Origin of the sequence: Zobellella iuensis, from assembly GCF_016746085.1 — a bacterium.
Taxonomy (GTDB): Bacteria; Pseudomonadota; Gammaproteobacteria; order Enterobacterales; family Aeromonadaceae; genus Oceanimonas; species Oceanimonas iuensis.
Genome location: NZ_JAERTZ010000018.1, coordinates 163530 through 174743, shown reverse-complemented (window position 1 = coordinate 174743; position 11214 = coordinate 163530). Strand labels below are relative to the sequence as shown.

Annotated in this window: 9 protein-coding genes; 3 read left to right on the top strand and 6 right to left on the bottom strand. The window is 60.5% G+C overall.

The features are described 5' to 3' along the window. Nucleotides 1-130 precede the first annotated feature (130 nt). The 5 genes from JKV55_RS07600 to JKV55_RS07580 form a co-directional block, all read right to left on the bottom strand. On the bottom strand, nt 131-1834 hold the full coding sequence (locus JKV55_RS07600) for a sodium:solute symporter family protein (RefSeq protein ID WP_202083823.1): 1704 nt from the start codon (nt 1832-1834) through the stop codon (nt 131-133). Between the two features lie 10 nt (nt 1835-1844). Further along, nucleotides 1845-2111 (bottom strand): DUF4212 domain-containing protein, encoded by a 267-nt coding sequence (locus tag JKV55_RS07595; RefSeq protein ID WP_202083822.1) that lies wholly within the window; start codon nt 2109-2111, stop codon nt 1845-1847. A 147-nt stretch (nt 2112-2258) separates the two neighbouring features. Continuing rightward, nucleotides 2259-3140, bottom strand: coding sequence for an AEC family transporter (locus tag JKV55_RS07590; protein ID WP_202083820.1), 882 nt, complete (start codon nt 3138-3140; stop codon nt 2259-2261). A 111-nt stretch (nt 3141-3251) separates the two neighbouring features. Then, nucleotides 3252-4505 (bottom strand): D-amino acid dehydrogenase, encoded by a 1254-nt coding sequence (locus JKV55_RS07585; protein WP_202083818.1) that lies wholly within the window; start codon nt 4503-4505, stop codon nt 3252-3254. 255 nt (nt 4506-4760) lie between these two features. After that, nucleotides 4761-7469 (bottom strand): hybrid sensor histidine kinase/response regulator, encoded by a 2709-nt coding sequence (locus tag JKV55_RS07580; protein ID WP_202083816.1) that lies wholly within the window; start codon nt 7467-7469, stop codon nt 4761-4763. 69 nt (nt 7470-7538) lie between these two features. On the opposite strand from JKV55_RS07580, the gene JKV55_RS07575 reads away from it, so the two are divergent. Then, on the top strand, nt 7539-8906 hold the full coding sequence (locus JKV55_RS07575; protein ID WP_202083814.1) for an SLC13 family permease: 1368 nt from the start codon (nt 7539-7541) through the stop codon (nt 8904-8906). A 68-nt stretch (nt 8907-8974) separates the two neighbouring features. On the opposite strand, the gene JKV55_RS07570 is transcribed toward JKV55_RS07575, so the two are convergent. Continuing rightward, nucleotides 8975-9184 (bottom strand): DUF1127 domain-containing protein, encoded by a 210-nt coding sequence (locus JKV55_RS07570; protein ID WP_202083805.1) that lies wholly within the window; start codon nt 9182-9184, stop codon nt 8975-8977. A 442-nt stretch (nt 9185-9626) separates the two neighbouring features. Here JKV55_RS07570 and JKV55_RS07565 point away from each other — a divergent pair, with 442 nt between their 5' ends. Beyond that, complete coding sequence (locus JKV55_RS07565) at nt 9627-11105, top strand: sodium-dependent transporter (RefSeq protein WP_202083803.1); 1479 nt, start codon at nt 9627-9629, stop codon at nt 11103-11105. Further along, nucleotides 11102-11203: a MetS family NSS transporter small subunit gene (locus JKV55_RS07560; RefSeq protein ID WP_202083801.1), complete on the top strand. Its 102-nt coding sequence runs from the start codon at nt 11102-11104 to the stop codon at nt 11201-11203. Before JKV55_RS07565 ends, JKV55_RS07560 begins: the two co-directional genes overlap by 4 nt. Nucleotides 11204-11214 lie beyond the last annotated feature (11 nt).

Sequence of the window (11214 nt, the reverse complement as noted above, 5' to 3'; positions counted from 1 at the left end):
CATCTGCCCTGCACGAAAGTGGTAAAGCGCCAGTATAAACAGATAAAAGCGGTTTAGAAACAAGCCACTATTTAGCCGGGCATAAAAAAGAGGCGCCGCGGCGCCCCTGGTTCACAATCTTTGATCGGGATCAATGGTCGTGGGCGGCACCGGCCCCTTTCGGGAAGCGGATGCTCTCCACCAGCTCCTGCACCTCTTTCGGGGTTTCGGTGGTCAGCTTGGCCACCAGCAGCGATACGCCCAGGTTGAGCAGCATGCCCAGGGTACCGATACCCTCGGGCGAAATGCCGAACCACCAGTTGGCGGCATTGTCGGCGGCCGGGTTGATGAACTTGAAGTACACGATATAGGCGGCGGTGAAGGTAATACCGGTCACCATGCCGGCGATGGCCCCTTCCTTGTTCATCTTCTTGTAGAAGATGCCGAGCACGATGGCCGGGAAGAAGGACGCCGCCGCCAGGCCGAAGGCGAAGGCCACTACCTGGGCCACGAAGCCGGGCGGGTTGATGCCGAGGTAACCGGCGCCGATCACCGCGAAGGCGGCGGCCACCCGGGCGGCCAGCAGCTCCTGCTTGTCGGTCATGTCCGGCTTGAGCCCCTTCTTCAGCAGATCGTGGGCGATGGAGGTGGAGATCACCAGCAGCAGGCCGGCCGCGGTAGAGAGCGCCGCCGCCAGGCCACCGGCCGCCAGCAGGGCCACCACCCAGTTCGGCAGCTGACCGATTTCGGGGCTGGCCAGCACGATGATGTCCGGGCTGATGGTCATTTCGTTACGCTCGTCGCCGGCGTAGAACATGCGGCCGTCGCCGTTCTTGTCTTCCCATTTCACCAGGCCGGTCTTCTCCCAGTTGGCCACCCAACCCGGCGCCTGCTCGGCGATCACGCCCTGGCCGTCGGTGCCGTTCAGGCCTTCGATCATATTGGCGCGGGCGAAGGCGGCCACGGCCGGGGCTGTGGTGTAGAGGAAGGAGATGAACAGCAGCGCCCAGCCGGCGGAGATGCGGGCATCACGCACTTTGGGCACGGTGAAGAAGCGGATGATCACGTGGGGCAGGCCGGCGGTGCCCACCATCAGGGCGGCGGTGATGAAAAAGACATCGATGCCCGACTTCTTGCCCGAGGTGTATTCGGTGAAGCCCAGCTCCTGGGACAGGCCGTCCAGCTTGTCGAGCAGGTAAACGCCGTCGGCGGCGGTCTGGCCGATAAAGCCCAGCTGCGGAATGGGAGTGCCGGCCACGATCAGGGAGACGAAGATGGCCGGTACCAGGAAGGCGAAGATCAGCACGCAGTACTGGGCCACCTGGGTATAGGTAATGCCCTTCATGCCGCCCATGACCGCGTAGAAGAACACGATGGCCATGCCGATGATGACGCCCAGGTTGATGTCCACCTCCAGGAAGCGGGAGAACACCACGCCCACGCCGCGCATCTGGCCCGCCACATAGGTGAAGGACACGAAAATGGCGCAGAACACCGCCACCATGCGCGCGGTTTGCGAGTAGTAGCGATCGCCGATGAAATCCGGCACGGTGAACTTGCCGAACTTGCGCAGGTAGGGGGCCAGGCACAGCGCCAGCAGCACATAGCCGCCGGTCCAGCCCATCAGGTAGACGCCGCCGTCATAGCCGGCGAAGGAAATCACCCCGGCCATGGAGATGAAGGAGGCGGCCGACATCCAGTCCGCCGCCGTGGCCATGCCGTTGGCCACCGGGTTGACGCCGCCGCCGGCCACGTAGAATTCGCCGGTGGTGCCGGCGCGGGCCCAGATGGCGATACCGATATAGAGGGCAAAGCTCAGGCCCACCAGAATAAATGTCCAGGTTTGGATATCCATGCCCTACCCCTTACGCTTCGTCAACGTTGTATTTTTTGTCGAGCACGTTCATTCGCCATACGTAGACGAAGATCAGCACCACGAACACATAAATGGAGCCTTGCTGGGAGAACCAGAAGCCGAGCTTGGCACCGCCGATGGTGAAGGCATTGAGCAGATCCACCAGGATAATGCCGAACAGGAAAGACACCGAGAACCAGACCGCCAGCAATATGGCCATCAGCCTCAGGTTTTCGCTCCAGTACGCTTTTGCTTTTTCCTTACTTTCGAACGCCATTCTCTTTCTCCTTGAATAGCCGAATACGGTTCGAAAGTAACAGTACTCCGTTAGAAGCCTGTTGAAACTTAGACTTTGGTATTAACGATTGATTAACAAAAATTAAACAATGGCACCAGGCCACGGGGGCCTGGTCGGCGCAGGTAATCAGAGGAAGGTCAAGGTAAGATAGACCACCAGCGGAACTGTGACCACCGCCATGGCATTGCCGAGCAGCACTATGCTGGCCATTTTCTCGGGCTGGCAGCGGTATTGCTCGCACAGCAGGTAATTGAGCACCGCCGGCGGCAGCATCACCGACAGCGCCAGCAGCCGCAGCCAGTCGTTGCCGAGCGGCAGCCACCAGGCCACCAGGGCGAAGCTGGCCGCCCCCACCAGCAGGTAGGCCAGGTTGACCCGCAACGCCAGCCCCAGCGCCCCCATCTCCCCGCCCGACAGCCGCACCCCCAGGGCAAACAGCATCAGGGGGACCGCCATCTGCCCGAGCAGATCGGCGGTGGTATAGACGAAGGCCGGCAACAGGGCGGTATTATCGGCCAGCAGCATGCCCAATACCGCGGCCCAGATAATGGGGTTCTGCAGCCACTGCCAGGGCCCTGCCTCCCGCGACAGGATAAAGAGCCCCAGCGAAAAATGGATCAGGTTGGACAATACGAAAAGAATAATGATGGCACCCAGTTGATCGGCGCCATAGGCCAGCATCATCAAGGGGATGCCGATATTGCCGGTGTTGCGGAACATGCCGGCTACGACTAAAGTCCGACGCTCCAATCCCGGGAAACGAAATAAACAGAGCAGCAGCCCCGGCAACAGCACGATCAGTACCCCGGCCAGGATCAGCGGCCAGCTCTCGCCGGGCGATACCGGGTTGTCGACCAGCGCGGAAAACACCAGGGCCGGGCAGAATACCGCCACGTTGGCGAGATTGATAAACCCCATCTCCCCGTGGCGTTGACGCCGGCCGAAGGCGAAGCCCACGGCCACCACGGCAAATACCGGCACTACTATATTGAGCAGGGTAAGAAACATAAAAAAGGACGGGGCCAAAAGGCGCCAGTATGGCGCCTGGACCCCGCCCTGTCCAGAAGCCGGTCTTCACGCTTCCGGCCTCAGTCTTCCAGTTCTAGCTTCCAGCTTAAGTCAGCCGTAGCGGCTGAAGGCCAGGCCGTTATCGTCGATTTCCGGCTGCTTGCCGCTGACCAGATCGGCAATCAGCTTGCCGGAGCCCGGGCCCATGGTCCAGCCCAGGGTACCGTGACCGGTATTCAACCACAGGTTCTTGTAACGGGTGCCGCCGATAATGGGGGTACCGTCCGGGGTCATGGGGCGGAAACCGCTCCAGAAGATGGCTTCGTCCACCTTGCCGCCTTCCGGGAACAGGCTTTTCACCGAATGGGCGATGGTCTCACGGCGCGCATTGGGCAGATCGCCGTTGAAATCGGCCAGTTCGGCGGTGCCGGCAGCACGGATGCGATTGTCGAAACGGGTGATGGCCACCTTGAAGGTTTCGTCCATCACCGTGGACTGGGGCGCGTCCGCATCCTGCTTCACCTCTATGGTCAGGGAGTAGCCCTTCACCGGGTAAATCGGCAGGCGAATGCCCAGCGGATTGAGCAGGAAGGGAGAATAGCTGCCCATGCACACCACCACCTGATCGGCGGTTTCCAGGCCGTTGGCGGTCTGCACCCCACGGATCCGATCGCCATCGCTGACCAACGCCTTGATCTCGGTACCGAACTTGAACACCACACCCTTGTCCTGGCATTTCTTTACCAGGGCCTTGGTAAAGAGGTTGCAGTCACCGGTCTGATCGTCGGGGAAGTGCAGGCCACCCACCAGTTTGTCCTTGACCCGGGCCAGGGCCGGCTCACGGGCGATGCACTCGTCTACGTTGAGCATGGCATGGGCCACCTTGAAGTCCTGCAGCACCTTGATGTCCTTGGCGGCATCATCTACCTGCTTCTGGGTGCGGAACACCTGCAGCAGGCCCTTCTTGCGGCCTTCGAACGGCAGCTGCAGCTCTTCCTGCAGGCTGTTGATGCACTGGCGGCTGTATTCGGATACCCGCACCATGCGCGACTTGTTGATGCCGTAGGATTTTTCATTGCAGTTGGCCAGCATCGACAGCATAAACTGCCACTGCGCCGGATTGAGGCTGGGCCGTACTTTCAGGGGAGCGTGGGACTGGAACATCCACTTGACCGCCTTCTGCGGAATACCGGGGCCGGCCCAGGGCGAGGTCATGCCGAACGACAGCTGGCCGGCGTTGGCGAAACTGGTTTCTTCCGCCGCGTCGGGTTGGCGGTCGATCACCACCACCTCGTGGCCCAGTTGCGACAAATACCAGGCGCTGGTGACACCGACGACCCCACTACCCAACACTAATACTTTCATAACACTCCCCTATCAAGATGCGCTCACGGCAACAATATCATCTAAAAAAGAAATAAAATCCAGAGCAAAACAAAGCCCACTTCCAGGCGGGAGCGGCCTGTAAATGGGCAGTAAACAAGGGGGTTCCATCTTTATCTGAGCGAAGATTTTTGGTTGGTATAAAATTCCAACTTATTTACTAAAATCGGCACATAAAACCACGATGCCCGCAAATGTGACAAATATCTCAAAATCGTAAAAACAGGGATCTTGCCGTTACCGCGCGCTGCGCTCCCGGATATCGGCGATGGCCTGGGCCAGGGCGCGGATCTGCTCCGGATCCGGCAACTGCTTATGGAGCAGCCGTTGTTCCAGCTCCCGGGCCAGTGTCGCCGGAGCCTCCGCCCGGCAGGCCTCGGCGCCCTCGGCCAGTGCCCGCACGGTAGCGAGCGCGTCCTGCCAGTCCGGACCGGCCAGGGCCGCCTGCAATAACCAGATATCATCCTGGTGTTGCTCGGCAAAGTACCGCTGGCCCTGATGCCGCTGTGCGGCAACGGGCTCCGGTACCGGGAGTGGCCCGGCGGGCGCGGCCGCATGGTCCGCGCACGCGTCCCCGGCCGGGTCGGCCATGCCCCCGCTGCCGATCGCCTGTACCAAGGCCTGGTACAGGTCGAAGCGATGCACCGGTTTGGTCACATAGGCGTTCATGCCGGCCCCCAGGCTGGTCTCCCGATCCCCCCGCATGGCGCTGGCGGTCAGGGCGATGATGGGAATATCGTGGTTTACCCTGAGCTTGCGGATCTGGCGGGTCGCCTCCACCCCGTCCAGGATCGGCATCTGCAAGTCCATCAGGATGGCGTCGAAGGTGCGCCGGGCCATCTGCTCCACCGCCTGCCGGCCGTTGTCCGCCAGCGTGACGGCGACATCGACTTTTTTCAGGAATTCCACGATCAGTTGCTGGTTGACCCTGTTGTCTTCCGCCAGCAGTATCTGCCGTCCCGCCAGCCGGCCGCGATAGAACTCGGTATCCGGTTGGCCGACGGCCGCTGGCCGGAGATGCGGCCCGGACGGGGCATGGAGGACTCGGGACAGGCAGCCGAGCAGGCTGCTCTGGGTCACCGGCTTGGACAGGTAATGGTCGATGCCCAGCGCCCGCATCTGCGCCGAGGGACGCTCCCGGCCGAAGGCACTGATGATCACGATGCCGATATCCTGCAAATGGGGCTGCTGCACCAGATAGCGGGCCACGTCCAGGCCGTTGTCCTGGCCCAGGCAGCAGTCGATCAGGGCCAGCCTGAGCTCGCTGCCGCGCTTTTGGATCAGTGCCTTGGCGCCGTCCAGATCCTGGGCGGCGTAAACCACGAAACCGGCCCGCCGAAGCAGCTGGCTCATCATCTCGATCACCAGCGCGTTATCGTCCACCAGCAACACTTTCTGCCCCGGCACAAACACCGGCTCGGTGGCGCTGTCGTCGAGGCGCTCCGCCGCACGCAGCGGCAGGGTCACGGTAAAGGTCGATCCCCGTCCCGGCAGGCTCGCTACCCGAATGCTGCCCTGCATCAACTGCACCAGGTGATGGCTGATACTGAGCCCCAGACCGCTGCCGCCGTACTTGCGGGTGGTACTGGCATCCACTTGGGTAAAGGAAAGGAACAGTTTATCGAGTTGCTCGGGCATGATGCCGATGCCGGTATCCCTGACCTCGAAGCAAAGACGGGGATCCGGCTCGTGCACAACCCGGGCCGACAGCACCACTTCACCACGCTCGGTAAACTTCACCGCGTTGCTCACCAGATTGACCAGCACCTGGCCCAGGCGCAGCGGATCCCCTCGTACCCTGTCGGGCACTTCCGGTGCCTTGCTGATGATCACTTCCAGCTGTTTCTGCTCGGACATGTCGGCGAAGAGCGCCGACAGTCGCTCGAGTTGCTCATTGAGATCGAACTCGATGTCTTCCAGCTCCAGCTTGCCCGCCTCGACCTTGGTCAAATCCAGGATATCGTTGATCAGCAGCAGCAGGTTGTCGGACGAGCTCTTGATTTTTTTCAGGTATTCGGACTGCTGGTCATCCAGCGGCGTCTGCTGCAACAAGGAGGAAAAGCCGATAATGGCATTCATCGGCGTACGGATTTCGTGGCTCATGTTGGCCAGAAAATCGGTCTTGGCCTGGGCCAGGGCATAAGAAGCCCGGCTGCCCTCTTGCAGCTGGCGGTTGCGCGCATACAGCAGCAACAGCCCCAGGCTGAAGATCAGCAGCAATGCCGATGCCAGCAGCAGCAGCAGGCGCTCCCAGCTGTCTTCGCCCTGCTGCTGCCAGGCGGCCCTGCGCGCCAGCAAGGCGGAAATATCATCGGCCGCCATGTGCCGGCGCAGGCCGATCAGCGCTTTCAAACTGTCCAGATACAATTGATGCTGCTGATGGCTCGCCTGCAGCTCCGTATTTCCACCCCGCAGCAACCGTTCCGCCTCCTGTTCCAGCTCATAGACAAACAACAGGCTGGGCGCATTCAGATAGAGCCGGCTAAGCTGAACCAACCGCTCCAGGGCGGCGCGGTTCGCCATCGTTGCCGGCGTCCGGAGACTGTCGATGAAGGTTTGCAACGCATAACGACTGTGGATGTCGGCATCCTGCAGGGCACGCAGGTTTTCCAGATAGCGGTTCAGCTCCGCAAGCACCTCGCTCGTTGCTGCCGGCGGCCCCTGCTGCTGTTCCAAAAAACGGGCAAAGCGCGACAGCCTCAACGACAGGAAGCGGACCTGCTCATCCAGCAACAGGCCGCTTTCCAGCTCGGTCATCACCCTGTGATGAAGATGATGCAGGGTGTCGATCACCGGATCCGCCTGTTGTTGCAACGCCAGGTAGTAACGGTACTGCCGGTACTCGTGGCCGCCGTAGCCGGCCATGAGCAACAGTATCAGCAGGCCGCACAGCAGGGCGACCCTGCGCGGCAGCAGAAAAATACGTTGTTTTACAGAACTCGTCATCTGTTGTATCCATTGCCGGGTGATATACTTACAACCTTATACAAAACAATAACATAACGAGAAATAAACATGTCTGGAGAACTTTCGCAGCAAGCTGTTAATATCAGGGCCAAATGGGGCGTATTGATTGCCAACATCGCCCTGTTCCTGATCCTGCTCACCACCCTGCCCTTCGAAGACAACGTCAACAAGGGCCTCAGCCTGCTCATTTTTATTGCCGTGCTCTGGCTGACCGAAGCCGTGCATATTACCATTACCGCCCTGTTGGTGCCGCTGCTGGCGACCCTGCTCGGCATCCTCAATACCAATGCCGCCCTGAGCAACTTTTCCAACTCCATCATTTTCCTGTTTCTCGGCGGCTTCGCCCTGGCCGCCGCCATGCATAGCCAGCAACTCGACCGGCTGATCGCCGGGCGCATCCTGGTGCTGGCCAAAGGTCGGCTGAGCGCGGCGGTGCTGCTGCTGTTCGTGACCGCCGCCTTCCTGTCCATGTGGATCAGCAATACCGCCACCGCCGCCATGATGCTGCCGCTGGCGCTGGGCCTGCTTTCCTGTCTGGATGAGCAACAGCACCGCAACACCTTCGTGTTCGTGCTGCTGGGGGTCGCCTACAGCGCCAGCATCGGCGGCATCGCCACCCTGGTCGGCAGCCCGCCCAATGCCATTGCCGCCGCCGAGGTGGGCCTGAGCTTCAGCGACTGGATGGCGCTGGGCCTGCCGATCACCCTGCTGCTGTTGCCGGTGGCCATAGGGGTATTGTACCTGCTGTTCCGCCCCCGGCTGAATGAGCGCATCGAGCTGGTGCAGGAACATATCGGCTGGACCGGCAAACGCAAGATCACCCTGGCCATTTTTATCCTGACGGTGGCCCTGTGGATATTTTCCGGCCCGGTTTCCGCCGCCCTCGGCAACCTCGCCGCCTTCGATACCCTGGTGGCGCTGCTGGCCATCATCTTGATCGGCATCAGCCGGGTGGCCGAATGGAAGGATATTGAAAAGCACACCGACTGGGGCGTGTTGTTGCTGTTCGGCGGTGGCCTGACCCTGAGCCATATCCTGCGGGAAACCGGCACCAGCCTGTTTCTGGCCCACCACCTGGCCGAGTTGCTGGGCAATGCCAATCCCTTCGTGATCCTGCTGGCCATCACCGCTTTCGTGGTGTTCCTCACCGAGCTGGCCTCCAACACCGCCAGCGCCGCCCTGCTGATCCCGGTATTCGTGGCGGTGGCCGAAGGCTTGGGGCTGACGCCGGTGATGGTGGCCTCGGTCATCGCGGTGTCCGCCTCCTGCGCCTTTATGCTGCCGGTTGCGACCCCGCCCAATGCCATAGTGTTCGGCTCCGGCTTGATTCGCCAGCGCGACATGATGAAGGCCGGCTTCTTCCTGAATCTGGTCTGTGTCGGCCTGTTGGCCTTCTATTTCTTCGTGCTCGGCTGAGCCCTGCCGAAAACAAAAAAGCCGCTGGATATCCAGCGGCTTTTTTATGGGCGCATCCTTGCTGACGATTACTGTTGCCAGAACGGCTTGCTGACTTCCTGGTAGCGTTCCGCTTCGTTCAGGCCGATGTCTTTCAGCAGATAAGTCGGCAGCTCGGACAGCTGGCGACGGGTGCGGCTGCGTTGCAGCCATAGGCCGAGGGTGGCCAGCAGGCCGGGTTCGGCGGCATGCGGTTCGGTGCTGACAAGGTCGATGTTCTGGTAGTTGATTGCATTCATGGTGCACCTCCTGATGTGATTCAGGCCACAGGATAGTGAGGCGGACCGACCGACTCAACCAACTTTTATTCGATTATATAATTAGCTTTTCTAATGGTTAATGTATTAAGCTTAATTTTCAACATACTGTTTAATAAGTATTTAACAAACTAAAAACAAACCACATTGCGGGGCGGTTATAAATAAATTTCATTAGAATCCAGGTATCCGGCAACGCTGAAATTTTATGCACAAAATCACCATCAGGGCCTGCCGTGAGCGCCCTGTTTCGCATAAATAAACGCTACCGGCTACGTCTTCTCGTTCCGGTCGACACCGTTGCCGGCGCTAGCCCCCGGATAACGCCCTCCCTCCTCCCAACAACTGTGCAACAACAAAAATGGGCGCCCTCCGGAGCCTTATCTATCCTTAGAAGCAAAGAGCCTGTTCAAGGAGTGGACTTATGCAACGAGAACAATGGGGTACCCGTGCCGGCTTCGTGCTCGCCGCCGTGGGCTCGGCCGTGGGGCTGGGCAACATCTGGCGTTTTCCCTATGTGGCCTACGAGAACGGTGGCGGGGCCTTCTTTATCCCCTACCTGTTCGCCCTGCTCACCGCCGGCATCCCCTTTATGATCCTGGAGTTCACCCTGGGGCACAAATACCGCACCGGCGCGCCCGGTATCCTCAAGGCCCTGAACGCCCGCTTCGAATGGCTGGGCTGGTTCCAGGTGATGATCTCCGCCATCATCGCCTTCTACTATGTGGTGGTGATCGCCTGGGCCATCTCCTATGTCTATTTCGCCGTCGGCCAGTCCTGGGGCGATGACAGCAATGCCTTCTTCTTCGGGGAGTTCCTGGGGCTCACCGGCGACAATGCTCCCTCCAGCCTGGGCGGCCTGCAGTGGCACCTGCTGCCCCCCCTGTGCCTGGCCTGGGCCGCCACCTATTACGCTACCTACAGGGGCGTCAGGGGCGGCATCGAGAAAATCAACAAGGTACTGATGCCGCTGCTGTTCCTGCTGGTGCTGGTGCTGATCGGCCGCATCGTCTTCCTGCCCGGCGCGGTGGACGGCATCAACTGGATGTTCGCCCCCGACTTCAGCAAGATCTGGGATCTCAAGGTATGGTCCGCCGCCTACGGCCAGATCTTCTTCACCCTGAGCGTGGGCTTCGCCATCATGCTGTCCTACGCCAGCTACCTGCCGGAAAAGTCGGATATCAACAACAACGCTTCCATAACGGCACTGATGGACTGCGGCTTTTCCATGGTGGCCGGCATCCTGATCTTCGGCGCCTTGGGCTATATGGCCATGGCCCAGGACAAGGCGCTGACCGAAGTAGTCAGTTCCGGCGTGGGCCTGGCCTTCGTCACCCTGCCGGCGGCGATCAATTTGCTGCCCGCCCCCGGCATCATGGGGCCCCTGTTCTTCCTGGCCCTGGTATTTGCCGGCATCAGTTCCCATATTTCCATCGCCGAGGCGGTGACCGCGGGCCTGATGGCCAAGCTGGGCTGGAGCCGGGCCAGAACCTCGACCGTCTTCTGCGGCGTCGGTTTCGTGGTAAGCCTGTTGTTCATTACCCAGGGCGGCCTGCTGTTGCTGGATCTGGTGGACTACTTTATCAACAACATCGCCCTGCTCGGCTCCTGCCTGCTCGAATTGCTGCTGGTGGGCTGGCTGTGCCGGCTGGAAGACTTCCGCGACCATGCCAACCGCCTGTCCGATTTCGCCGTCGGCGCCTGGTGGCTCATTTGCATCAAGTATGTCTCCATCGCCATGCTGGTGGTGATCCTGTTCGGCAACATCCTGGGCGCCTTCCGGGAGAACTACGGCGGCTATTCCAACAGCGAGATCCTGTTTATGGGCTGGGGCATGATAGCGGTGATGCTGGTCGTGGCCATCACCATCAATACCACCAGCAAGAAGGAGGCAAGCGTATGACCACGGGCGCCATTATCATGATGCTGATCGGACTGGGCATTACCTGGGGCGGGGCCGCCCTGTGCATCTACCGGGCGTTCCGCATGCGGGCACGCTGAAAGCCGGAAGC